The following is a 23,591-nucleotide window of genomic DNA, read 5'->3' as shown; positions in this document are numbered from 1 at the left end:
GTTGTTAAAGTTTACGAGAGATGATCTTACACTCTTTTTCTACATCTAACTGTTAGTCGTAATACTTTGTTGTAAAAACTTCTGCTGCATCAACAGTTTGATCTAGTTGACCAATGTCAACTAGTTGGTCAATCAACTCTTGCCATCTTTCATGTGACATGTAACCAACCCCATGCTCCTCGGCATCACCACCAAATACAAACTCATACTGTGCCTCCGCTTCGAATTCAAGCTCTTCCATGGCAATTTCAGGATTCACCTCATGGATTGTTTCATTTATATCATCATAATTTGTTTCGTACGTTTCCCACCCTGATTGATAAGCCTTCATAAATTGATCAACCGTTTCTTCGTTTTTATCAAAATAGTCTTTTGTCACAAATAAAACAACGTTATAAGGATTATAACCAGCTTCAGAAATGAGCATTGTCTCTGTTGCTACACCTTGTCGTTCAAGGAAGAATGGTTCAGAAGTTTGGAATGCCTGGGTAATGGAATCTTCATTTGCTAGAAAATTAACATTCTGACCTGTATAAGCAAGTTCCTCTACCTCGCTTAAATCGTATTGACTTTTTAAGTAATCCCAATAAGGAATACCAGGTTCAATGTACATTGTCTTCCCATTGATTCCTTCGAATTTAGATACCCCTTTCCCTTCATGGAACATGAGCGCCTGTGGACTTTCTTGTTGAGTGGCAGCGAGAGCAATAAATTCGATCCCTTCATTCCTGGCCACAAGGAGTTGATCCGCATGGGCAAGCCCGAAATCTGCATTACCAGAAGCAACTAGTTGTATCGCGGAAACCTCTGGTCCACCTGGTTCAATTTCCACATCAAGACCATTGTCTTCATAGTCTCCGTTTACTTGAGCAGCATAAAAGCCGCCCATTTGGCTTTTAGGAAACCAGTTCAAAACCAATTTCACAGCTTCTTTTCCATCGGAGTTTGCACTCCCCCCACAAGCAGCTAACAATACTAAAGACGCTGGTACAATCCATTTACTCCTCGTTCTTTTCATCATTATGAACCTCCACTAATCACAGTTTTATTCCTTATAATGCTAGAGTGATTGTGTAGTGGAGTCATTGGATAACTTGACTAAAAAATGAAAAACAATGTATACAGATCGCATATTTACTCCGTAAAAAAACAAGCATGTCCATAAGAACATGCCTGCTTTTATACGTCTGCTTACTCTTTGTCTGCTTGTCTTTGATAATAATTCTTCTCTGCTTGCTCGTTTTTAAATGTTTTTTGTGTAGGGTGATGGGCCTCGGCAAAGCTTCCTCCAGTCACATCTTTTACTGTATGTACAACTGTAAATGCATTAACATCGATGCCTTGGACAAGTTTTTTCAAATAGAAAAGCCTTTGCTTAGGGATTGCGACATATAGAAGATGTTCTTCTACTCCTTCTTGATTTTTTTCGCCCTTTAAAATGGTTGTATGGGCTCCGAGATTAAGCTGAATTGCGTTTGCGATTTCCTCTGTCTTTGGAGAAAAGATATGAATGATTTTTTTAGACTCAAAGCCTTCAAGTACATAATCTGTTACACGTTTCCCTATGAAAAGCGCTAGTACCGTATACATCGTATGGAGGGGACCAATGATAAATACCCCAGCCAGTACAATCGATGCATCAAGAACAAAATTTGTTCCAGTTAGCTCCCAACCAAATTTATAATTGAGCATTCGCGCAAGCGTAGATGTACCGCCAGTTGTGCTTCCTGCCCGAAAAATAAAACCAAACCCGATTCCTGTAAACAACCCAGTAAATAACGCAGCTAGTAAAGGGTCAGGGATACTACTCCCAAAGCCTTCTAATAGAAAAATAAAAAATGAAAAGAGCGGAATCGTTAGGATCGATTTCATGATCATATCTTTGGGTAAATAACGATAGCCAATCAATAACGTCACAGCATTAGCAAGTAGAGTAATTAAAGCTGGTGAAAACCCAAAGCCATGATAAAGCAGAAGTGCTAGCCCCGGTACTCCTCCCTCTGCTAACGAATTAGGCATCGCAAAGATAGTCACAGACACAGCAAAGAGGAATGTACCAAAGACGAGAAAAATATAGTTTTTCATACGTAAACCGGCCTTTCTTCGGGTAATAACAAACAAGCGTCATAAAGCGCTTCTCTTACCCACATACAAGACTTATTTAATGACTATTATTGTTTATTTCATCAACTATTAGCAACAGTTGAGTTAAATTCGTTATTTCGTGTGTCGTTTTTGGGGGCTTCCACATGCCATTCACACGCCAAACACCCGTCATGCCAACAGCTTCTGCACCTGAAAAGTCAATCTCAGGATGATCGCCAACAAACAAGCACTCTTTAGGCAGGACGCCAAGTTCCTCTGCTGCATGTAAGAAGATTGCAGGATCAGGCTTCTTTACGCCTACAGCTTCAGATATGACAACAGACTCAAAATACGTTGCAATTCCAAGAGCCTCAAGGTTTTTTTGCTGAAAATCTTTTTTTCCATTTGTAACAATACCAAGCTTTATTGACTGTTTCTGCAATTCTGCTAAAGTCGATATCAAATTAGCAAATGGAATGCAGCTTGTATAAAAAAACTCCTCATAGTCCTGCAAAAGCTCTGTTGCTGTAAAAGACTTTATGTTGTATTTAGCGATAAGCTTTTGATAAACAATGTCTTTCGTCACATATCCATTATTATCCCACGTCAGGAAATCTTCCTCGTAACTCAGCTCATCCGTTTCTTTCAGTTCGTTTCCAAGTCGTTCCCGTTGCTCTTTTATAAAACGACGTAATGACGCTCTGCGATCAAGTAACGTTCCATCTAAATCAAACAGGATGGCTTTCATATTCTCCCTCTTTTCTATAAAATAATTAACGCGTTCAATGAGCATGTTCGTACAACAGCGTTTTATTTTTCTTTTCATAGGTTTTATAGAAAAAATTTATCAAGGCATGCTTGATAGATCACATTTATACGCTTAAATCGTAAAAGCTACATTACACCTATAAGCTGACCAATTAGAATAATTAATACACTAATTGCTGCAATTGTAAAGATCACTCGAATAACCGCTTTTGTTACACCAGCTAAAACAGAAAATAAAAGTAGCGCTATTATAATCCATATAATGGGATCCAAGTTCTCCACTCCTCTTTACATGTTTTTCTTTCATATACCCCATTTCTCCTAAATTACTCACAGAGTGACGTATTTAATGATTAGTAAGATTATACATTTTACAGTTGTTAAGAACGGATTTCCTCCTGTAGACCAACGCGAAAAAACGCTTCATGAGAAGCTATTCTCAAGGTTCATGCTCTACCACTTTTTGATTATTCAACCAAGAACATGTGCATACTAATGTATAGTTATGCTATTCTAAAATAGTGATACATGATAAACACACTTTGGGAGGATCATTCGTCATGAAAAAAATGATTATTGCTGGAGTTTCCCTAATTGCAGTCAGTACGCTAGCTGCATGCGGAAATGACGAAGGTGAAGGAACAACAGAAAATAGCACAGAAATTAATATTGGATACAATACATATGCAGAAGCGATAGCCTTTGCCCATGTATGGGAACAACTTTTAGAAGAAAAAGGATATGAAGTTGAGGCTGCAGCAGTTGAGAAAGCGTTCTTATTTGAAGGAACAGAGAATGGAGATTTTGACATTGCTTTTAATACATGGTTGCCGTTTACGGATCAAGCCTACCTAACAAAAGACTCTGAAACAATTGATGTACAAGAAGATGGAGTCATTTACGAAGGAGCCACACTTGGACTTGCCGTCCCAACTTATATGGAAGACATTCATTCAATTGAGGACTTAAAAAGTTATTATGACGAACTAAACGGTACCATTGTTGGTATCGACCCTGGGTCTGCTTTAATGCAAATTACTGAAGATGAAATTATCCCTCATTACGGTCTTGAAGACTTTACTCTTTCTTCTTCGTCAGAGCAAGCAATGATTCAACAGCTTGAAACTGCTTATCAGAACGAAGAACCTATTGTTGTTACTTTATGGAATCCACATTGGTCTTTTAATGATTACGACATGAAATACTTGGAAGATCCAGATAATGTATACGGTGACCCTGACGATATTTATTATATTGCTCGTAACGGACTAGCAGAAGATATACCTGAAATTGTCGATTGGTTAAATAACAGTTATTTTGATGATGATTCGTTATCTGAATTACTTGCCCTTCAAAATGAACTTGATGATGTTGAAGCAGCAAAAGAATGGATTGAAAACAACCGCGAACTCGTAGATAATTGGATGAAATAGCGGTTAAAAAAGCAAGGCAGAGTTTTACTCTGCTTTGCTTTTTTTAATCCTATAAGAAAAATAAATCAAGAAAGGACTTTCAATTACAAAGGTGAAGTAGTATAAATAAAGAGGTTTAGAAAGGAATACATGATGAACTATATCCAAGACAGAGATTATGCTCTCACATTATTAACACTTGCAAGTGAAAAGAACCCCGGTCCATGGGTTGACCATTCCATTCATGTCGCAAGAGCTACCGAAATAATCTTACAAGAACTTAATAAATTTGGATTTAATTTGAATATTGATTTAGAGTATAATGCAGCTCTCTTGCATGATATTGGCAGGTACAAAGGTGTGACAAAATCAGTTATTCATTCATATGATGGCTACACTTATTTAGAAGAATTAGGGTTTTCAGGAAATGCACTCGTTTGTGTTACTCATTCATTTCCAAATGGAAACAAAAACATTGAACTTGCCGCAGCTTGGAACCTTGTTCCAAATTATATGCAAGCGACTCTAATTGATATCCTTAATCAACACAGAACCTATGATCTGTATAGTAAAGTCATTACACTATGTAATGCACTAGCCGATTCTAATGGCTTTACAACACTTGAGAAAAGACTTGTATCCGTTGGTTTACGACATGGAACCACTCTCTACACTTCACTTCATTGGAACGGGTTTTATACCATTAAACAAGAGATTGAAACATATATTAATAAGAGTGTGTATCGACTCCTTCCAGGTATTGAAGAGTCGATTTATTCAACTATTAACTAGAATCCTTTAATAGATGATAAGATATGCGAAAATAAATTAATGCATAAGCTATGATCACAGTTCCTAGCAGTGTCTTTCACCTCAACCAATCATGATAGGCCCACCATTTACAGCAAATATATTTGATTTATAATCCAATTTCACAAATCGGATTACAAGGATAAGACTTCCCCCACTATATCAGCAGCTTCAGCTAACCTTTTTAATGTGTATTTCAATCCTCCAAACGATTCTTTTTAAAATCTCATTCTTGACAGAAGCAACTGTTCCGACTACGATATTATAATCCATAGTAAAATAATAAGAATAAGAGGTGATCTAATGGCTACTCTTGTACAAAATGCAAATAACAACACAGAAAGAAAAGCGCCGCCATTAAAAAACCCTCAATATATACTTGTCGCAGGTGGCATTATTGTAGCGGTAGCTTTGACAATTTTTTTAGCGTTCACACAACATCTCGTTCAACCCCTATTACTTCTAGTAGGGATTGGTCTTGGATACACATTATTTCATGCCCGGTTTGGTTTTACATCAGCCTTTCGCAGACTAGCTTCAGTCGGAAACGGTAAATCTTTACGAGCGCATATGGTCATGCTTGCTGTAGCTTGTACATTATTTGCTCCAATCCTTGCTGTTGGTACTACATTCTTTGGCGCTGAAGCAAATGGGTATGTTTCTCCAATTGGCGTAAGCTTATTAGTTGGTGCGTTTATTTTCGGTATTGGGATGCAGCTAGGCGGTGGTTGTGCATCTGGAACACTTTACGCTGTTGGTGGCGGACGTTCTGTCATGTTTATTACGTTGTTGTTTTTCATTATCGGTTCAACAATTGGCGCGGCACATTTTGATTTCTGGATGGAAGATATGCCAGCAGCAGAACCGTTCTCTCTGGCAACATCAACTGGCCTCGGCTATGGCGGGGCATGGATTGCTTCACTTGCTCTTTTTGGCATTATTGCGCTCATTACGATCTTTATTGAAAAGAAACGCAAACCTCCTGAAATGGCCCCAGTACCTTCAGCGGTTGGATGGAAACGTCTCCTCCGTGGTTCGTGGCCTTTGTTTGCGGCTGCAATCGTTCTTGCCATACTAAATGCATTAACTTTGTTAATTCGTGGAACGCCTTGGGGCGTGACTTCTGCCTTCACGCTCTGGGGTTCAAAAGCAGCTGAAGCTGTTGGTTTTGATGTAGCAAGCTGGGGTTACTGGCAAGGAAATACCGAGGCGTTACAAGCTTCAATCTTTGCTGATACAACAACGATTTTAAACTTTGGCGTTATTATCGGTGCTTTTATCGCTTCTGCTGCAGGGGGATTGTTCAAGTTCTCGAATATTACAGCAAAAAACGCAGCAGCTTCGGTCATTGGTGGCCTCTTAATGGGTTACGGTGCACGTCTTGCTTTTGGTTGTAACGTTGGTGCTTATTTTGGTGGAATTGCTTCTTTCAGTGGACATGGCTATATTTGGGGCGTTATGGCACTTGGTGGAACATTCCTCGCCTTAAAACTCCGTCCACTCTTTGGACTATCCGTACCAAAACCAAGAGATACATTTTGTTAGATTCCCGTCCTCTTATTCCACCGTTCGGGTTTACGGCGGTTGCAGTTAAGTCGAACAAAGGTTGTAATACCTCAACCCTTGTTTGAGGGTTCGATGAAGGAAAAGTCTACTGGCTATGCGCCAGTAGACTTTTCTAGTGTTTACTTATCCCATGCTTTTCCTTTTTAAAAGCCCCTAATAAGATCAGATTTGCTATTTTGTTCCAACCATCTTCCATTCTTTTCATCGATGAATTAGAGTCTTCTTCCAATCCATCGATCTCGTCGCTCGTTCAAAAACCGACGAGATTTCTACTAAAATATTGATTCGAACGTTTTAATGACGCGATAAGATTACCTCGTGACAGGTCGCGATTCATTTAGATTCACCTCTTGGTACAAGATTTTCTTTTGTGACCGCATGCGCCCCACCCTCCTAGATGTCCCCCTCCCACTTCCTTCAGATTCCGACTCATCTCAAACACCATTGCCATTAGCTAACCACTTACACGCCCTTCACCGTTAGGGACATGAATAATGGATCTTGTGCACTTGTCAGGCGTACAAAAAAGAGGTATCTCTATAGAGATACCTCTTTAAAATAAGTGCTTCTTAGTTGTTTTTACCTGCTTCAATCATTAGGAATACTGCAGCAAGGATATGAAGTATCATACCAACACCAGGAATCCAACCAAGAGCCGAAGCTAACACGCCCAAAATATGACCCGTTTTGCTACGATTTTCTTTAGCTGCAAAAACTAAACCAATGATATGTAGAATAAGCATAATTCCTAATGGAACCCATGCAAGACTTAAAATAAGTAGTCCACCTATCATAGGGAAGCCCCATAAAGCTTCTAACCCACCAAATGTCCACTTCATTACGCGACTTGGACCACCAGTATTCCTTTGGCTATTAGACGGCGTGCTTACTTGTTTTACACCTTCAATTACTTCTGTCTTCTCGACAGATTCAAGCGTCTTATTGCTCATTTGTTCACTTCCTCTTAAAATAATAGTATGAATGAATAAATTGCGGTAATTATATCCTACTTTAGTTTACCATAAAATAGTATAGAAGTTATGTTTTTTTGTTTATTAACGGAATCAACCTCATGACTCTAAGCACTTGCGGGTCTAAGATCAAACGAATATAAAAAAAGAGCCATTAAATTAGTGTCTTTCAATGCCGTTGGGGACGACGATAGGCGACTAGAAGCGGAACAAAACAGGAGAATAGTACTAGACAATCACTCATCAGTAAAAAAGCTTGTTGACAAAATCCCGTTTTCATGGGGCTTTGTAAACAAGCTAAACAACCATTTTTTATCTAATTCTTTTTCTTGATAACAAAAATCCCGCCGCAATGTGATAGTTGATGAAATGTTACATCAGCAAAGAAATTTATGTCATTTATTAATTCATCGGCAACAAAGTAATGCTCCTCTTCATCCCAGTCTGGTAAATGGTCAAGACGACATTGTTTTAATTTTGGACGCGTTTGAAAGGCGACGTCGCCAATGTACAGCGTTCCATCTACTTTTAATAAAGCAACTGCTTCTTCTAAAAAAGTCTTCTTCTCGGCATCCGTTAAGTGGTGCAGCGCATAAGTACTAACAATTGAATCATAGCGTTTCTCTTTAACCTCACTTGGTAAACCCCTCGATATATCCCAGTTTAACAACCTAGCTTTAGGCATTTTCCTCGATGCAATCTCAATCATTCGGTCTGAAAAATCAATTCCTTCAATTTGGTGACCATTTTCATACAACTTGTTCGCCAATATTCCTGTTCCAAAACCAATATCTAGTATGACCGAAAGCTCTCGCTTCATTATTTCATTATAAAGTTGATTAAGAATTTCCTTGTATCCAGCAAATGGGTATGAATTCGTTTCTTCACTTACCTGTACTGTTTGATCGTAGTTATCTGCCCACATATCAAAACCTTTTAATTCATACTCCTCCAATTTAACAGTTAAACACTCTTGTTAATAGATGTACTCAACTAGATTGATTGTTTTACCTCTTTTAATTTGATTACCATCTTTGCGATCGCACATGACTATCTCTCCTCTCACAATTATCCCCAATTAAGTAAAACACCTTATGGTAGAGAATAATCTTTATATAAAGATTATTTTAACAGAAAAGAGCCATTCTTTTAACAAATTTCCATTATAATGATTGTTTCTGTTAAATTATTTAAATTATCATATAGACTAAATCTTTCGAATAAGTTATGTTTCTATTATAGAAATGATCTTTTACTAGCTATTCTATTATCAAATTAGTTGATCTTTAGGGGGAGAACAAATGAACAAAAAGTATTTGCTCATGATTGGGTTGGTTGCATCGAGTGTGCTTACTGCATGCGGTGACGGGGAAACATCTGGAGAAGATTCTTATGAGATTGGTGTCGTGCAATACGCTGATCATCCTTCTCTTGATCAGGCTACGGAAGGATTCAAAGCAGCGATTGAAGAAGCTGGTCTTAATGTAAATTACAATGATGCCAATCCAAATGGAGATCAAAATCAATTGCAGTCGATCGCAGACAACTTTGCAAGCGAAGGACTTGATCTAGTTTTTGCTAATGCCACACCTGCTGCACAATTTATGGAATCATCAGTGACTGATGCCCCAATTCTATTTACTTCTGTTACCGATCCAGTTGGAGCTCAACTCGTTGAATCCTTAGAAGAACCTGGCGGCAATGCATCAGGTACAGTAGATTTTCATCCAGATGCTATCTCCAATTCAATTGAGTTAATGAACGAAGAATTTGGCTATGAAAACATTGGCATGATTTACAACACAGGAGAACAAAACTCCCAGCACCAAGTCTCGCTTGCAAAAGAAGCCGCCGCTGCCTTAGGTATGACTATTCATGAGGCGCCTATTCAAACGACAGCGGATGTACTAACAGCGGCTGAAAGTTTACTTGGATCCATCGATGCCTTTTATATTATTACGGACAATGACGCAGTCGCTGGACTTGATTCGATTATCAATGTTGCCGAAAGGGAAAGCCTACCATTGTTTGTTGGTGAGCTTGATTCTGTTGAAGCTGGCGGTTTTGCCGGGTTTGGATTCTCTTATTATGATATCGGTTATAAAACTGGTGAAATGGCTGTAGAAATCTTAGAGAATGGTGCCGATGTTAGCACAATGTCCGTTGAGCTTCCTCCAGAGTTGAAGCTTGTATTTAATAAAGGTGCGGCTGAACGAATGGGATTAGATTGGAACACAAGCTGGGATGAATTAGCTGAAGATGTCATTACCGAGTAACTGCAAAGGAAGTGGACAACGATGTCAAACCCAATTTTTCTCTCCACTTTTGGAGCGGTTGAACTAGGCTTAATTTATGGAATCATGGCACTTGGTGTCTATTTATCGTTTCGTGTGCTCGATTTTCCTGACCTCACTGTTGATGGTAGTTTTGTAACTGGTGGAGCCGTAGCTGCAATTATGATTTCTAGTGGCTACCCGCCACTTTTAGCAACGTTTTGCGCACTTTTAGCAGGGTTTCTAGCTGGTTGTATTACGGGAACACTTCATACAAAAGGAAAGATCAATCCACTTTTATCCGGTATTTTAATGATGATCGCTTTATATTCAATCAATTTACGAATCATGGGAAGCTCAAATATCTCGCTTCGCAATGATGAAACACTCGTTTCGTTATTTGGAACGTGGTGGCAAAGCTTGCCTATCGACAATGCCTTTAACAATTTTCTTTCATCTATCGGGCTTTCTAGCTTTACTCCTTCCACTTGGGGAATCGTATTATTTATGCTTGTCCTAGTTTTAGCCGTAAAGCTAATTATTGATTTCTTTCTTAAAACCGAATCTGGTCTGGCCTTACGGGCAACAGGGGATAATCCTAAAATGATTCAAAGCTTTTCTGCCAATACGGACCGGCTTAAGATTATCGGTCTTGGCATGTCTAATGCATTTGTAGCACTTGCTGGCGCTACGGTCACCCAATACACTAATTTCGCAGATGTGAGCATGGGCATTGGGATGATTATTATTGGTCTTGCATCTGTTATTATCGGAGAATCCATTTTTGGTAAAGGTTCTCTTATGAAAATTACATTTGCAGTTATTCTTGGAGCTATTATTTATCGCATAATTGTCGCCTCTGCACTTCGTGTTGATTTTCTTCAAGCTGGCGACTTACGTTTGATTACTGCCGTTATCGTTATTATTGCTCTTGTAGTACCATCGATTATTGATCGGCAAAAAGATCGACGGCGTAAAGCAAAACGAATGAAAGAGTTGCAAAGTAGTACAAAAGGAGGCGACCAGATTGCTTCGTCTAAATAATATTCATAAAATGTTTAATGAAGGTTCAGTTGATGAAAAAACGGCTTTGGATCAAGTGAACTTGCATTTAGAGCATGGAGATTTTGTTACGATTATTGGTAGCAACGGTGCCGGAAAATCAACATTAATGAATTTAATTGCTGGGCACCTCCCACCCGACACAGGAACAATCGAAATTGATGGTAAAAACGTCACAGCTCTTGCAGAACACGGACGATCAAAACTGATTGGTCGCGTTTTCCAAGATCCTCAAGCAGGTACCGCGCCAACAATGACGATCGAAGAAAATATGGCAATCGCTTTTAGCCGTGCTAGAAAGCGTTCCTATTTCAAGATGGGTGTAACGAAAAGCAGACGATCTTTTTTTAAAGAGCAACTAGCCTCACTCGGACTTGGACTTGAAGATCGCCTCTCTGCGAAAGTCGGCTTTCTCTCTGGTGGTGAAAGACAGGCATTATCTCTATTAATGGCGACATTTACAAATCCATCCCTCTTACTTCTTGATGAACATACGGCAGCACTGGATCCATCTCGAGCTGCTTTAATTACAAGTAAAACGAAAGATATCGTGGAACATACAAACTTAACTACATTAATGGTTACTCATAATATGCAACAAGCACTCGATCTTGGAAATCGCCTAATTATGATGGACAAAGGACAAATTATCTTTGAAGCATCCTATGAGGAGAAACAACGATTGACTGTTGTGAAATTGCTTCAAGAATTCCAAAAAATTCGTGGTGATGCATTCGCAAACGACCGCGCTGTTTTAACGTAAAAAACACTTACTGATGTGGAATAGATGATGCTTATCCTTTATCCTCTCTCTAGTAAGTAAAATTAAATAGTAAGTCAATTAAAGGATGAACTTCTATCAACTCAAAAAAATCTCTGAGATACTATCGCAGAGATTTTTTATCTATGGTCTTGTCTGTCGTCTGTACTAACAACCTCTTTTTCTTAAATCACATATTCTCCTACTTGAAATACCCCAAGTTTCTCCGGTCTTATATAAGCTTCCTCATGTTCTTGTAAATTTAACTCTTTAAACACTTTTTTTGGCAATTGAATTTCTATCGGCTCTTCTGCACCTTCACGAATTGCTTCGATAAAAACAATTGGCCCGACTGGGTGAACCGACTGGATCGTGACTTTTAAGTCTGCGCCATCTCGATAGGTTTTTGATAAAGCAATTTCATGAGGACGCGCGAATCCGACCACCTCTTGTTCTTCTATCGTAGAAGATAGTTCCCAATTCGCTTCACCTACTTGTAATTTGCCTGCGTGAGTGACCCCAGTAAAACGATTCGCATTACCAAGAAATTGATAAACAAACGGTGTCTCTGGTTCATCGTATACATGAATGGGCGTACCGACTTGTTCAACTTCACCATCTCGCATGACAACAATTTTATCAGCAACATCTAATGCTTCTTCTTGATCATGGGTAACAAATACTGTTGTAATACCGGTTTGTTTATGAAGCGTGCGTAACCATCGGCGCAATTCTTTTCGTACTTGAGCATCAAGAGCACCAAAAGGCTCATCAAGTAATAATACATCTGGTTTAATGGCTAACGCACGTGCCAATGCAACACGTTGTCTCTGGCCTCCTGAAAGTTCAGAGGGATAACGAGTCTGAAGTCCATCAAGTTTAACAAGCTTAATTAGCTCATCAACGGTTTCCTTTATTTTCTCTTTCGTTGGACGCAAACTTCGCTTCTGGACATTTAATCCATAAGCAATATTTGCTTCTACCGTCATATGAGCAAACAATGCGTAATGTTGAAAAACAAAACCTACTTTTCGTTCACGTGGCGATACATTTGTAACGTCTCGGTCCTTGATCATGATTTGCCCGGTATTAGCTGTTTCAAGACCAGCAATCATACGTAGTAACGTCGTTTTTCCAGAACCGGACGGACCAAGTAAGGCAAGCAACTCACCTTGCTCAACCATTAAATCAACATCTTTTAAGACCGCTGTTGAACCAAACGTTTTATGAATACCTTTGATCTCAATTGTCATTGATTGCTTCCTCCTCTCTGCCTCGACTCAACCCATTGCTTCACTCCGATCGTAACGAGTGCAAATAACGACATTAATGCTGCCACGGCAAAGGAAGCCGCAAACTGATACTCGTTATAAAGAATTTCTACATGCAAAGGCATTGTATTTGTCATACCACGAATTCTCCCAGAAACAACTGAAACAGCTCCAAACTCACCAATCGCTCGAGCACTACATAAGATTACTCCGTATAATAATCCCCATTTAATTGAAGGAAGTGTTACACGGAGGAATGTACTCCACCCACTTGCACCAAGGGTAACAGAAGCTTCTTCTGCTTCTGAACCTTGCGCCTCCATCAAAGGAATCAATTCACGAACAATAAATGGTAAAGTAACAAACATTGTAGCAAGTACAATTCCTGGTAAAGCAAAAATAACCTGAAACCCATTTGCTTGCAGCCATTCGCCAAAAAAACCATGTACACCATATAATAAGATAAAAAGAAGCCCTGCAATTACTGGAGAAACCGCAAAAGGGATTTCAATTAATGTAATGAGAAGTTGACGCCCCTTAAACTGGAATTTCGTTAGGACCCATGCCGCAGAAAGTCCAAACAAAGTGTGGAGTGGAACAGTAATTGCTACTACGATTAACGTCAATTGGATTGCTGATCGTGCGGCAGGTTCAGTGATTGCTGCCCAGAAGACATCTATACCTTGCGCAAATGCACCTGTAAAAATAACAATAAGAGGCAGAAACAAGAAAGCAGTTAGAAACAAGAAGGCGATCGTAATAAGTACATAACTAATCCATGTTTTTTGTCTAAGCATTACGACGCCCTCCTTTGCCCTAACTTCCTTGCAATTAACCATTGTAGACCATTTACCGCTAGCAACAGCAAGAATGAAATGGTTAGCATCACAACAGCAATTGCTGTTGCCCCACCATAATCAAACTGCTCCAGCTTTGTCATAATTAACAGTGGTACAATCTCCGTTTTCATTGGCATATTCCCAGCAATGAACACAACTGAACCATATTCACCAAGCGCTCTAGCAAAAGCCAGTGTCATCCCAGCTAAAAGAGCAGGAATAAGCACCGGAAAAATGACGGTCTTAAACGTTTGAAACGATGTCGCTCCTAACAAAGCTGATGCTTCTTCGGTCTCTTTATCCAATGCTTTTAAAACGGGCTCGACCATGCGTACAACAAACGGAAGACCAATAAACGTTAATGCGATCGTCACCCCAAGTGGTGAAAAAGCAACTTTAATTCCTAGAGGGGCTAACAGCGACCCAATCCATCCACTTTCTGTATAAAGGCTTGTTAAAGCGATACCAGCAACAGCTGTTGGCAATGCAAAAGGCAAGTCAATCATACCGTCCATTAACCTTTTCCCAGGAAAAGAATAACGTACGAGAACCCACGCAATAAGTAAACCAAACACACCATTAATGAGTGCTGCAATTAGTGAGGATGTAAAACTCAACCGGAATGCGGCAAATACCCTCGGATCATTTACCGCATTCCAAAACGTATCCCACCCATTATAAACAGTAAATAAAAGCAACGCTGCAAGAGGAACGAAGACGATAAAGCTCATATATAACATCGTAAAACCTAAACTGAGTCCAAATCCCGGAAGTATACGTTTCATAAAAAACTCCTAAATCTAAGGCTGATAGATTGCATCAAAAATACCGCCATCTGCAAAGTGCTTTTCCTGTGCTTCCTGCCAGCTACCGAACTTTTCATCAATCGTAAACAATTCTACTTCCGGGAAATAGTCACGATGTTCTTCTAAGATTGCTTCATCTCTCGGACGATAGTAATTTTCTGCAATCAGTTTTTGGCCTTCATCTGTATATAGAAATTCGAGGTATGCCTCTGCTACGTCTCTCGTGCCTTTACGATCAACAACAGCATCTACAATTGCAACAGGTGGTTCCGTTAAGATTGATTTGGATGGAGTAACAATATCGAATTCCGATTCGCCAAGTTCGTTAGCTGCTAGAATGGCTTCGTTTTCCCAAGCTAACAAAACATCTCCAATACCGCGTTCGACAAATGTTGTTGTTGATCCTCTTGCCCCTGAATCTAATGCAGATACATTTTGATAGAGTTTCCCGACAAAATCTTCCGCAGCCTCTTCAGAACCATAAAGATCTTCAGCGAATCCCCAAGCTGCTAAGTAATTCCAACGAGCCCCGCCTGACGTTTTAGGGTTTGGTGTTACGACTTCAATATCTTCACGGATTAAGTCATCCCAGTCTTGAATGTTTTTCGGGTTGCCTTCGCGTACTAAAAAATTAATCGTTGATGTATAAGGAGAAGAATTCTGTTCAAATTGGGATTGCCAATCTGCATCAAGCAATTCACGTTCTTGCAAGATATCAATATCATAGGCTAGTGCTAACGTGACAACATCAGCTTCTAAACCGTCAAGAACAGAGCGTGCTTGACTTCCAGAGCCTCCATGAGAGGCATTAATCGTTACTGATTGGCCTGTTTCCCCTTGCCAATACTCCACAAATGCTTTATCAACCTCTGCATAAAGCTCTCTAGTTGGGTCATAAGAGACATTTAATAGTTCCACATCCCCTTCGTTGCCTCCAGCGACTTCTGAATTACATGCTGTAAGAAAAATCAATGCAACTAGTGGATAAGCCATTTTTTTCATCTTACTAATCCCCTCCTTTTATCTTGTATTCTTATGTATTTAGTCGGCATTAATGAGTTAAGATTCTCCGACAAGAACTACACTTTCTTTACCTGTCGGATTTGTTTATATATTATTCCCATAATTCCGATGTGTCAACATGTTTTTAAAAGTTATCTTAAAATGTAGATTATTTCGGTTCCTTCCTCCCAAGGCGGTATCCATGAAACAACTTTCCCCCGTAAGGTTTAAGAATTTGAGTTACTAATCGGTCAACTTTTTCTTTTGAACTTGTCCGATAATAGGAATCAAATGCTTCAATAAATAATTCTGCAAGCTGGTGATTATGTGCTCGCAAAGCACGTATAGACCATTTCGAATGACCAATCCATTCTTTGTTTGTTCGCAAGATGAATTCGCTTACATGCATAGCCAACTCACCCACAATAAAGATCGCTTCCGCTCTGTCCTCACTCCCAATAAAGTCTTCAGCTAGATCCGTAATTACGTAACGCTTTTGATCGATTTCAGCTTTTGTCCATGCTTTTGGCCCCTCATTAAGTAAAATAGTTGCTTCTACTTTAATTGATTCAATCACTCCCGTATCTTTTAACACAACCCCTTCTGCGACCATTCTTGGTAAAGATGGACGGCCTCTTTCAATATCCGCTCTAAAAAAATCACGAAATGATTCAAGTGTATGCAAAAATACTTCAATCGGCCAATTATTCATTATGAGCGACTCTCTAAAAGACGTCTTATACGTTTGATCAAATACTACAATATCCAAATCAGAAGTAGTTGTCGCTTCACCTCTGATTGTACTCCCTGCAAGCAAAGCAGCCTCACAGTTCGGATAGTTCAACTCCACAAAACTCCTTGCTACTTCTACAGGTTCTAACTTTGTCAAAAATCACCATCTCCACACACACTTAAAAGCAGCATTTGTTCTAATCTTAAGTGTTTTTTCAGTAGTATAACATAGCCTATTCGGCTTTTTTCTCAACCACAATGTCTTGGTAGCTTGTAAAGTCAATACTCCCGCACCTTGATTCTAAATGAATCAGCTCTGCTAATGTAAACCCCCTTTTAGTAAATTTATTATCCAACAATGTATCAGAATAACCAACTGCAGCATTGGGTTCTGCAGGATTCACAACATAACTGTTATCGATGTTAAAAAAAAGGGAAGCTGCTATGCCTTGCATCTCTTAATAATAAGTCAACCCTCTATTCAAATAAATGCGTAAAACCTGATGTATAAAAACAAATCACACATAGTCTCTTCAACCTGAAAACAAATGTGATCGATTATAAGTACCCTTATGGATGATAAAGCTGGTTATAAATATCTTTTTCACGCTCCATTTTAAGTGAAGCTAACACTGTGTACGTTTTCTTTTTATTCGATTGTAACAGCCCAACTTTATGCCTATTTTCCATCAGATTATATTCTTGTTTATTTGACCTTTTTAGCCAAATTCCCACTTTTATAAAAACAGTAAATCGAGCACCAGAGGCGCCACGAAAACGCTCATGCCGTTAGCTAAATTGACTGACTTTTTATTTCATAGTTGTCATTCTGTTGTATAGCAGTTAATCTAAAAACGGCACATCTAATTGATTGATTGATCACAAAGGCGGAACTTCAGATGAAATCTAAAAAGAAAGTGTTACTCCTTTATGTAGGTATTAGCGTATTCTGGATTGTAGGAACAGACATTGGCCTGTCTTCATGGGAACCAGAACTTTATACCTTGTTTCAAAAAGTAAAAGGCATTATTTTTGTTGCAGCAACAGGTATATTCATCTATTTTCTTATGAGAAAATCAGAAAAAATTCAGACGCTACGAGAGGAAAAAGAAAAAGTCGGCACTCTAATCAATTCCATGGTTGATTTCGTCAACTTTAAAGATGGCGAAGGACGTTGGATTCAAGCAAATGAGTTTGGCTTAAAGCTATACCAACTAGAGGGGGTTGCTTACGAAGGAAAAAAAGATTCCGAGCTGGCAGAGTATAGCAAGTTTTATCGAGATGCCCTTCTATACTGTGAAAAGACCGATGAAGAAACATGGCAAAACGGAGAAATGACACGAGCTGAAGAAGTCTTTACGCTTCCTAATGGGGAAGAAAAAATATTTGACACCATTAAAACACCACTATTCCGCGAAAATGGGGAGAGAAAAGGACTCGTCGTCATTGGTCGAGATATAACTGAACGAATTAAGGCTGAAAAAAAGTTAGCTGAAAGTGAGCTTCGTTACAAAGCATTGTTTGAACATAATCCCGAGCTTGTTTATATGATTGATTTAAATGGAACAATCGTTGATCTAAATGATCAATTTGAATACGTCACTGGTTATAAACGAAATGATGCGATTGGTAAGCCTTTCATTTCATTTATTCGTGAAGAAGATCATCTTAGACTACATAAGAAATTCTCACGTGTAATAAACGAAAGACGAGCGCACCAATGCAATGAAGTTCACGTGAATCATCGTACGGGTAAAAAAGTAATAGTCAATTGTGCGTCTGTACCAATCATAATTGAGGATGAAATCGTTGGTATTACGGGCTACGCAAATAATATTACGAAGATGATTGAAACCGAAGAAAAGTTACGTACTACTGAAAAATTAGCGGTTATTGGTGAACTCGCTGCTGGCATTGCGCACGAAATCCGGAACCCACTTACGTCACTACACGGGTTTGTGCAACTATTTCAGACAGAGAGTGAAAAAGAAAACCCATTGCATCGCATTATGCTTGACGAATTGGAACGAATCAATATGATCGCAAGCGAACTCCTAGTCTTGTCTCGACCACAAGAGATCGCCTTTTCTCGAACGAACGTTCGATCAGTCTTAAAAGACATTGTTCGTCTTCTTAACTCTGAAGCCCATTTACACGGCTCATCAATCCGACTAAATACGGATGAAGATCTTTTCGTAAGAGGCGATGCAAACCAATTAAAACAACTATTTATTAATATCATTAAAAATGCAACTGAAGCAGGCGCTACAATTATAGAAGTAGATTCAAAACCAATAGACGATTACGTATGTATTACTGTCCAAGATAATGGATGTGGTATTAGTAGCGATCGGATTGAGAAGCTAGGTGAACCCTTTTATTCGCGCAAAGAAAAAGGTACAGGGCTTGGTCTAACAATAAGTCACAAAATTGTTGAAGCGCACCTAGGAAAAATTCACTATGATAGTAAACTTGATGTTGGGACAACCGTTTTTATCTCGATTCCTTTATATGAAGAATAATCCTGCAGCAATTGCCGCAGGATTTTCTTATGTTGTCCAATCTGTCTTTTTGATAAAGAACCCTCCACCAATAACACAAAGAAAAATAAGGGCGACACTAACATAGGCAGAGGCATAACTTTCAATGAGATTTCCTGAAGCAAGATGCTCAAACAGTTGCAATAAACCTCCTGGAGTGAACCTCGCTCCTTCACCTAGCAATATGGGTGTAACCGTTAATACAAAAGCAATCATGACGCTACTAATAGCTGTTAGTGCTTGGTTGTTTAAAAACGTACCAATCCCTAGCGTAAGCGATACAATGACAAGGAGCCATAATCCATAAGCTAGCGCTGATGAAATGATTGCAGTAAACGGGATTCTACCATATAACAATTGAATATAAAATAGGGCTGCAACAAGACCCATCACATAACTAAATAGTACTACTATTGCAGCCATCGTCCACTTTGAAAACCAATAAGCAAAGTAAGAGACTGGTTTTGCAAGCACGAGCATTGCTTCTCCTGTTTTTCGTTCGTTCGTAAACATACCCATATAGCCGAGTACCACCGCAAGTATACCCACCTGTGAAAATTGACCGATCGTGTCGCTATAAATGTCTACGGCAGACATTTCCGGAAAAGCGAGCTGAGCCCCCTCCGGTAAGCCCCCTAACACCATTAACAAGTCTTCCAAATAGTACATTGTGAGAGGCTGCATCGCACCAAGTAAGATAAAAAACGCTGGCATCCATAATATACGATAACTTCTGCATGCCTCAAGCCATTCTTTTTTTAAGAGCACGGGGAACATTTGCATCGGCAACAACCTCCTGAAATACAGTTTCTAGCGTCTTGCTATCAACTGCAATTTGCTTGAAAGGTACATCTGCTTGACTTAATTCTTTTAAAAGTAAACGCCGAATATCGTTGTCATCTTTATCTTGCACTGTAAACTCATGCCCCCTTATTTCTAGGAGCCAAGATGGTTGTTTTTCTTTTAGACGATTAGCAAAATCAGTTATGTCCTCTGAAGCTTTAACGGTTAAACTATTGCTTTTTGTAAAGGAGAGTAAATCAGAAAGCGAAGTTGACTTAATTAATTTTCCTTGATGAAGCATGAGTACATCATCACAGATTTGTTCCGCATCATGAAGTACGTGAGTTGAATACATGACTGTGCAGTTTCCTTTTAATTCTTTTAATAAAGCCATCACTTCCGCTCTACCTTTTGGATCAAGTGCTGAAACTGGTTCATCCATCAATAGCAATTGCGGGTCTCCAATTAAAGCTTGTGCAATTCCAAGGCGTTGTTTCATCCCACCAGAAAATGTACTTATCTGCTTGTTACACGCATCAGCTAATCCAACCCGATTAAGTAATTGCTTTGCTTTTTTGTTCACAACACGCTTTTCAACACCACTTAACTTTCCTGCATAAACCAAATACTCATTTGCTGTCATCCAGTTATGAAAGGCTGGATATTGCGGTAAAAAACCAATTGATTTCCGAAAATCGGTCTGTGTTTCAGAAGGAATGATTTGTCCAGCACTCGATCGCAATAGTCCTGCTAACATATGGAGAAGCGTTGTTTTACCAGCTCCATTCTCGCCAATAAGCGCAGTCATTCTTCCTGGTTGGAGCGTAAATGAAAGATTGTTGACCCGCTTGTCTTTTGATAAACCTTTTACATCTAGTTTCATTGCGATGACCCTCTTCCAAATAGGAAATAAACAATCGGTCCAAATAAATTAAAACCCACAATAATAAGTCCCCAAACCCACTTTGGTCCTTTTGTATGTTGCCTTCTAAACAAATCAATGAACGCAACGATAATTAAAATAAACTGAACTAAAATAAGTGGTGCGAGTAACTTAATTATTTCCATATAGTCCATTTAACGTCCCTCCCAATTTCGCAATTTAGGTTGAAGCCATTTCGTCCAAAGAAAATAGGCAATGATTGGCGTAGGAACTTGCATACAACCCCATATCCCCCAGAACCATTTCCATTGATCATTGTTACGGCTATGAAAAAATAAAAATAAGCTTTGAGCAATTAATAAGACGGCTAAAACCATTAACACCCATAAAGGAATGGAGTTAAGCTCTTCCATTCTGACGATCCCCCTTTTTTATCCGCAATAGCATTAAAAAAACAATGGCTGTTACTACTGTTAGGATTCCGTAAACAACAATCAAGAGAAAAGGAGTGGTCGCAAAACCAAGAATCGCTATGCTTGCCAACAATAGTGCTACAAAAATAAAGGCGACAGATTCTTTCCGTTGCTTCCGACGTGTTTCCCGAACAAGTTGAAGCAACTCCGTTTCTGACGGCTTCTCCATTTCACTACGGTCCATTATTGCCAATCCTTCTTTCAGTCTCTTTTCTGTTTGATCAGTCATGGTTCAGCTCCTTCCTTAATTGATTCATGCCCGCATTTACACGAGACTTCACTGTTCCAACAGGCACATCACAAATTAACGCCATTTCATCGTACGAATAGCCGTAATAATGCTTTAGTAAAACAGGGATTCGTTGAATATCCTTTAACTTGGCTAGCGCTTCTTTTACTTCAATCCAATCTGTATCCTCTTCATGTCTTAACGACCACCGCAGTTGCTGCTCATGCTGAAACGCCTTTTCACGTTTTTCTTTTCGTTTGCCATCAAGCCAACAATTTGTTCCAATTCGAATTAACCATGTTGAAAACGCCGCTTTCTTTACTTTATAAGAACGGATGCTGATGATCGCTTTCGTCATTGTTTCTTGTGTAAGATCTTCTGCAAGCGCAGGGTGCATCGTTACTTTCAAGAAATATAAATAGATGAATTGATAATGTTTACTAAGTAACGCGGTAATGGCCTGTTCATCACCTTTTTGTGCTTGTTTAATTAACTTAGCGTCTTCTCTATCCACGGCTTCACCTCGCTTTCAATTGTTATACGTTTTAGGAAGTTAAATCGTTCATATGTAATTTTTTCCAATTTATTTTAGGCTATCCTGCAGTTTCAGACAACTGAACTCAACAAAAAGTCCCTATTTACCATTGCCACTTGGTGAAGCAGATCAATGTATATCTAACCTAATACTGTGTTATATTGCTTAACATGAAAGACAGGAAAGGACTGAACACTTAATGAAACTTAGTATACTTGACCAAGCCCCTATTTCTAAAGGCCATACATCTTCTGAAGCTTTGCAATTTGCAGAGAAACTAGCTTTACTCGGTGACGAACTAGGCTTTCAACGCATGTGGATGGCCGAACACCATAGCGGACCATCATTTGCCAGCTCCGCTCCTGAAATTACCGCTGCACACCTGGCCGCAAAAACAAAACGAATTCGGATTGGCACTGGCGGCGTGATGATGATGCATTACTCACCATTAAAGCTTGCTGAAGTGTTTAAAACACTTAGCGCCCTTGCTCCTGGTCGTATAGATTACGGTGTGGGGCGTGCACCTGGTGGAGACCACCATTCGATTCAAGCCTTAGCTGAAGGAAGACCATATACGCCTAATGACTTATATGATAAATTTGCTACAAGTTTACAATTAATAAACGATCAAAAAACGAATGATCCCTTGTACAATCAAGTGATGGCTTCTCCTCACCAAATTGCTTTGCCAGAAGCATGGCTCCTTGGTTCAAGTGGGAATAGCGCGCGTCAAGCAGGACGTCTCGGGGTTGGCTATTCATTTGCTCAATTTTTTAATGGTGACATGTCCAAAGACATTTTTGATGCATATCGGACGTATTTTGAACCTTCCTATTTTATGGAGACACCCGTCATTAATGTCACTTATGCCGCCACAGTCGCAAAAACAAAAGAAGAAGCGGAATTCTATGCGCGACCAATTGATTTATCCCGCCTCTTCCTTGTTAAAGGACAAATTCGACAAACGATGACACCAGAGGAAGCGAAAGATTTTCCACTTAGTGAAATGGATCAAGCCATTATTGAGAAAAATCGCAAGCTCCACCTTGTCGGTACGGCAACAGAAGTCGCGCGGCAACTCGAACAAGAACAACAAGAATATCAGTTTGATGAAGTAATGATTAATAGCAACCAACATTCCTATGAAACACGATTAGATAGCTACAGGTTACTCGCAAAAGAATTGATCTAATAGAAGAAAGCATGTGCAGGAGCACATGCTTTTTTTGCTTCACTTTTTTTCGTCTTCTTTAACATATTCCATTAACAAACAATCGCGCCTTTCCCCTTCATGTAGCTCGTGTAGAGGCAAGTGTTTCACTTCTTGAAACCCACATTTCGCATAACAAGCAAGTGCTCGTTTATTTTGAATTTGAGGATCCATGACAACTTTATCTGCTTTCACTTCATCAGTTAAATAGGCCACCATCATTTTCACAAGTGTTGTTCCAATTCCTTTATTCCAATAGCTATTTTCACCAATAAATTGATCCATCCCATATACATTGATTGAATTCGCATATCCATATCGTACTCGCTCTTCATCATTAATCGGATAAAATTGCATATAGCCAATCGGCACATGCTCATACTCGACAATGCAACGCGTGACACGATCTTCTTTTTTATAAAACCTCGTACGCACTCGTTCTAAGGAAGAAGGGTTATCTCTTCCATCGTAATACTTAAGAATAGTTGGATCCGTTAACCATCTTGCTAGAATATGCTTATCACGTTTACGAAGGACTCGAATTTCGATTTTTTGTTGACTAATGAGCACGATTAAACCCT

The 23,591-nt window shown here is 39.2% G+C and carries 27 protein-coding genes; 8 read left to right on the top strand and 19 right to left on the bottom strand.

Translation table 11 applies throughout. The features are described 5' to 3' along the window. Positions 1–52 precede the first annotated feature (52 nt). The 4 genes from BK584_RS23400 to BK584_RS24870 all read right to left on the bottom strand — a co-directional run bounded on the left by BK584_RS23400 (position 53) and on the right by BK584_RS24870 (position 3,126). Positions 53–1,021, bottom strand: a complete 969-nt coding sequence (locus tag BK584_RS23400; protein WP_078395058.1) for an ABC transporter substrate-binding protein — start codon at positions 1,019–1,021, stop codon at positions 53–55. Between the two features lie 170 nt (positions 1,022–1,191). Continuing rightward, positions 1,192–2,085 carry a YitT family protein gene (locus BK584_RS23395; protein WP_078395056.1) on the bottom strand — a complete coding sequence of 298 codons (894 nt, stop codon included), beginning with the start codon at positions 2,083–2,085 and terminating at the stop codon, positions 1,192–1,194. Positions 2,086–2,161: 76 nt separating this feature from the next. Further along, entirely contained in the window at positions 2,162–2,833 is a 672-nt protein-coding gene (locus tag BK584_RS23390) for an HAD family hydrolase (RefSeq protein WP_169871499.1), read from the bottom strand. Positions 2,834–2,979: 146 nt separating this feature from the next. Continuing rightward, positions 2,980–3,126 (bottom strand): hypothetical protein, encoded by a 147-nt coding sequence (locus tag BK584_RS24870; RefSeq protein WP_169871497.1) that lies wholly within the window; start codon positions 3,124–3,126, stop codon positions 2,980–2,982. Positions 3,127–3,413: 287 nt separating this feature from the next. Between BK584_RS24870 and BK584_RS23385 the strand changes: the two genes are divergently transcribed. From BK584_RS23385 to BK584_RS23375, 3 genes are all read left to right on the top strand, one after another. Continuing rightward, positions 3,414–4,286 carry a glycine betaine ABC transporter substrate-binding protein gene (locus BK584_RS23385; RefSeq protein WP_078395051.1) on the top strand — a complete coding sequence of 291 codons (873 nt, stop codon included), beginning with the start codon at positions 3,414–3,416 and terminating at the stop codon, positions 4,284–4,286. Positions 4,287–4,418: 132 nt separating this feature from the next. Continuing rightward, positions 4,419–5,057: an HD domain-containing protein gene (locus BK584_RS23380; RefSeq protein WP_078395832.1), complete on the top strand. Its 639-nt coding sequence runs from the start codon at positions 4,419–4,421 to the stop codon at positions 5,055–5,057. Between the two features lie 321 nt (positions 5,058–5,378). After that, positions 5,379–6,620 carry a YeeE/YedE family protein gene (locus BK584_RS23375; RefSeq protein ID WP_078395048.1) on the top strand — a complete coding sequence of 414 codons (1,242 nt, stop codon included), beginning with the start codon at positions 5,379–5,381 and terminating at the stop codon, positions 6,618–6,620. Positions 6,621–7,210: 590 nt separating this feature from the next. On the opposite strand, the gene BK584_RS23370 is transcribed toward BK584_RS23375, so the two are convergent. After that, positions 7,211–7,591 (bottom strand): hypothetical protein, encoded by a 381-nt coding sequence (locus BK584_RS23370; protein ID WP_367579308.1) that lies wholly within the window; start codon positions 7,589–7,591, stop codon positions 7,211–7,213. Positions 7,592–7,928: 337 nt separating this feature from the next. Further along, positions 7,929–8,567, bottom strand: coding sequence for a class I SAM-dependent methyltransferase (locus BK584_RS23365; RefSeq protein ID WP_245808961.1), 639 nt, complete (start codon positions 8,565–8,567; stop codon positions 7,929–7,931). A gap of 346 nt (positions 8,568–8,913) precedes the next feature. Here BK584_RS23365 and BK584_RS23360 point away from each other — a divergent pair, with 346 nt between their 5' ends. Genes BK584_RS23360 through BK584_RS23350 form a run of 3 tightly spaced genes read left to right on the top strand, consistent with a single transcriptional unit; the run spans position 8,914 to position 11,710 of the window. After that, complete coding sequence (locus BK584_RS23360) at positions 8,914–9,888, top strand: ABC transporter substrate-binding protein (RefSeq protein ID WP_078395046.1); 975 nt, start codon at positions 8,914–8,916, stop codon at positions 9,886–9,888. A 33-nt stretch (positions 9,889–9,921) separates the two neighbouring features. Beyond that, positions 9,922–10,929, top strand: coding sequence for an ABC transporter permease (locus tag BK584_RS23355; RefSeq protein ID WP_078395826.1), 1,008 nt, complete (start codon positions 9,922–9,924; stop codon positions 10,927–10,929). Further along, complete coding sequence (locus BK584_RS23350; RefSeq protein WP_078395044.1) at positions 10,913–11,710, top strand: ABC transporter ATP-binding protein; 798 nt, start codon at positions 10,913–10,915, stop codon at positions 11,708–11,710. Before BK584_RS23355 ends, BK584_RS23350 begins: the two co-directional genes overlap by 17 nt. 182 nt (positions 11,711–11,892) lie before the next feature. On the opposite strand, the gene BK584_RS23345 is transcribed toward BK584_RS23350, so the two are convergent. The 6 genes from BK584_RS23345 to BK584_RS24865 all read right to left on the bottom strand — a co-directional run bounded on the left by BK584_RS23345 (position 11,893) and on the right by BK584_RS24865 (position 16,761). Beyond that, positions 11,893–12,960 (bottom strand): sulfate/molybdate ABC transporter ATP-binding protein, encoded by a 1,068-nt coding sequence (locus tag BK584_RS23345; protein ID WP_078395042.1) that lies wholly within the window; start codon positions 12,958–12,960, stop codon positions 11,893–11,895. Continuing rightward, on the bottom strand, positions 12,957–13,775 hold the full coding sequence (gene cysW / locus BK584_RS23340; protein ID WP_245808960.1) for a sulfate ABC transporter permease subunit CysW: 819 nt from the start codon (positions 13,773–13,775) through the stop codon (positions 12,957–12,959). Before cysW ends, BK584_RS23345 begins: the two co-directional genes overlap by 4 nt. Then, entirely contained in the window at positions 13,775–14,602 is an 828-nt protein-coding gene (cysT, locus tag BK584_RS23335; protein WP_078395038.1) for a sulfate ABC transporter permease subunit CysT, read from the bottom strand. Before cysT ends, cysW begins: the two co-directional genes overlap by 1 nt. A gap of 15 nt (positions 14,603–14,617) precedes the next feature. Beyond that, positions 14,618–15,625, bottom strand: a complete 1,008-nt coding sequence (locus BK584_RS23330) for a sulfate ABC transporter substrate-binding protein (RefSeq protein WP_078395036.1) — start codon at positions 15,623–15,625, stop codon at positions 14,618–14,620. A gap of 169 nt (positions 15,626–15,794) precedes the next feature. Continuing rightward, positions 15,795–16,514 (bottom strand): nucleotidyltransferase domain-containing protein, encoded by a 720-nt coding sequence (locus BK584_RS23325; protein ID WP_078395034.1) that lies wholly within the window; start codon positions 16,512–16,514, stop codon positions 15,795–15,797. Between the two features lie 76 nt (positions 16,515–16,590). Beyond that, a complete protein-coding gene (locus BK584_RS24865; RefSeq protein WP_169871495.1) occupies positions 16,591–16,761 on the bottom strand; it encodes a hypothetical protein in 171 nt (56 codons plus the stop codon). A 495-nt stretch (positions 16,762–17,256) separates the two neighbouring features. Between BK584_RS24865 and BK584_RS23315 the strand changes: the two genes are divergently transcribed. Then, entirely contained in the window at positions 17,257–18,879 is a 1,623-nt protein-coding gene (locus BK584_RS23315; protein ID WP_078395030.1) for a PAS domain-containing sensor histidine kinase, read from the top strand. A 27-nt stretch (positions 18,880–18,906) separates the two neighbouring features. On the opposite strand, the gene BK584_RS23310 is transcribed toward BK584_RS23315, so the two are convergent. From BK584_RS23310 to sigY, 6 genes are read right to left on the bottom strand one after another with little or no spacing between them, the layout of a single operon-like run. After that, positions 18,907–19,680, bottom strand: coding sequence for an ABC transporter permease (locus BK584_RS23310; RefSeq protein ID WP_078395028.1), 774 nt, complete (start codon positions 19,678–19,680; stop codon positions 18,907–18,909). After that, on the bottom strand, positions 19,640–20,563 hold the full coding sequence (locus BK584_RS23305; RefSeq protein ID WP_078395026.1) for an ABC transporter ATP-binding protein: 924 nt from the start codon (positions 20,561–20,563) through the stop codon (positions 19,640–19,642). The genes BK584_RS23310 and BK584_RS23305 overlap by 41 nt, the downstream gene beginning before the upstream one ends. Further along, positions 20,560–20,757, bottom strand: a complete 198-nt coding sequence (locus BK584_RS23300) for a PLD nuclease N-terminal domain-containing protein (RefSeq protein ID WP_078395024.1) — start codon at positions 20,755–20,757, stop codon at positions 20,560–20,562. Before BK584_RS23300 ends, BK584_RS23305 begins: the two co-directional genes overlap by 4 nt. Then, the gene (locus BK584_RS23295) at positions 20,758–20,976 is read right to left on the bottom strand and encodes a hypothetical protein (protein ID WP_078395022.1); all 219 of its coding nucleotides are present in this window, start codon (positions 20,974–20,976) and stop codon (positions 20,758–20,760) included. Next, positions 20,963–21,265 (bottom strand): DUF5345 family protein, encoded by a 303-nt coding sequence (locus BK584_RS23290; RefSeq protein ID WP_078395019.1) that lies wholly within the window; start codon positions 21,263–21,265, stop codon positions 20,963–20,965. Before BK584_RS23290 ends, BK584_RS23295 begins: the two co-directional genes overlap by 14 nt. Then, a complete protein-coding gene (gene sigY / locus BK584_RS23285) occupies positions 21,258–21,779 on the bottom strand; it encodes an RNA polymerase sigma factor SigY (protein WP_078395017.1) in 522 nt (173 codons plus the stop codon). Before sigY ends, BK584_RS23290 begins: the two co-directional genes overlap by 8 nt. A 220-nt stretch (positions 21,780–21,999) precedes the next feature. Between sigY and BK584_RS23280 the strand changes: the two genes are divergently transcribed. Then, the gene (locus BK584_RS23280; protein WP_078395015.1) at positions 22,000–22,992 is read left to right on the top strand and encodes an LLM class flavin-dependent oxidoreductase; all 993 of its coding nucleotides are present in this window, start codon (positions 22,000–22,002) and stop codon (positions 22,990–22,992) included. 39 nt (positions 22,993–23,031) lie between these two features. Here BK584_RS23280 and BK584_RS23275 read toward each other — a convergent pair whose 3' ends face one another. Next, complete coding sequence (locus BK584_RS23275; RefSeq protein WP_078395013.1) at positions 23,032–23,580, bottom strand: GNAT family N-acetyltransferase; 549 nt, start codon at positions 23,578–23,580, stop codon at positions 23,032–23,034. Between the last annotated feature and the right edge of the window lie 11 nt (positions 23,581–23,591).

It is taken from the genome of Shouchella patagoniensis (genome assembly GCF_002019705.1).
GTDB classification, from domain to species: Bacteria; Bacillota; Bacilli; order Bacillales; family Bacillaceae_D; genus Shouchella; species Shouchella patagoniensis.
Note: the sequence above shows the minus strand (reverse complement) of the source record. Positions and strands in the feature narration are given on the sequence as shown.

Coding starts and splice junctions, on each gene's coding strand:
- BK584_RS23400 (WP_078395058.1), bottom strand. CDS start 1,021: ATGATGAAAAGAACGAGGAGTAAATGGATTGTACCAGCGTCTTTAGTA.
- BK584_RS23395 (WP_078395056.1), bottom strand. CDS start 2,085: ATGAAAAACTATATTTTTCTCGTCTTTGGTACATTCCTCTTTGCTGTG.
- BK584_RS23390 (WP_169871499.1), bottom strand. CDS start 2,833: ATGAAAGCCATCCTGTTTGATTTAGATGGAACGTTACTTGATCGCAGA.
- BK584_RS23385 (WP_078395051.1), top strand. CDS start 3,414: ATGAAAAAAATGATTATTGCTGGAGTTTCCCTAATTGCAGTCAGTACG.
- BK584_RS23380 (WP_078395832.1), top strand. CDS start 4,419: ATGAACTATATCCAAGACAGAGATTATGCTCTCACATTATTAACACTT.
- BK584_RS23375 (WP_078395048.1), top strand. CDS start 5,379: ATGGCTACTCTTGTACAAAATGCAAATAACAACACAGAAAGAAAAGCG.
- BK584_RS23370 (WP_367579308.1), bottom strand. CDS start 7,591: ATGAGCAATAAGACGCTTGAATCTGTCGAGAAGACAGAAGTAATTGAA.
- BK584_RS23360 (WP_078395046.1), top strand. CDS start 8,914: ATGAACAAAAAGTATTTGCTCATGATTGGGTTGGTTGCATCGAGTGTG.
- BK584_RS23345 (WP_078395042.1), bottom strand. CDS start 12,960: ATGACAATTGAGATCAAAGGTATTCATAAAACGTTTGGTTCAACAGCG.
- cysW (WP_245808960.1), bottom strand. CDS start 13,775: ATGCTTAGACAAAAAACATGGATTAGTTATGTACTTATTACGATCGCC.
- cysT (WP_078395038.1), bottom strand. CDS start 14,602: ATGAAACGTATACTTCCGGGATTTGGACTCAGTTTAGGTTTTACGATG.
- BK584_RS23330 (WP_078395036.1), bottom strand. CDS start 15,625: ATGAAAAAAATGGCTTATCCACTAGTTGCATTGATTTTTCTTACAGCA.
- BK584_RS23315 (WP_078395030.1), top strand. CDS start 17,257: ATGAAATCTAAAAAGAAAGTGTTACTCCTTTATGTAGGTATTAGCGTA.
- BK584_RS23310 (WP_078395028.1), bottom strand. CDS start 19,680: ATGCAAATGTTCCCCGTGCTCTTAAAAAAAGAATGGCTTGAGGCATGC.
- BK584_RS23305 (WP_078395026.1), bottom strand. CDS start 20,563: ATGAAACTAGATGTAAAAGGTTTATCAAAAGACAAGCGGGTCAACAAT.
- BK584_RS23300 (WP_078395024.1), bottom strand. CDS start 20,757: ATGGACTATATGGAAATAATTAAGTTACTCGCACCACTTATTTTAGTT.
- BK584_RS23295 (WP_078395022.1), bottom strand. CDS start 20,976: ATGGAAGAGCTTAACTCCATTCCTTTATGGGTGTTAATGGTTTTAGCC.
- BK584_RS23290 (WP_078395019.1), bottom strand. CDS start 21,265: ATGACTGATCAAACAGAAAAGAGACTGAAAGAAGGATTGGCAATAATG.
- BK584_RS23280 (WP_078395015.1), top strand. CDS start 22,000: ATGAAACTTAGTATACTTGACCAAGCCCCTATTTCTAAAGGCCATACA.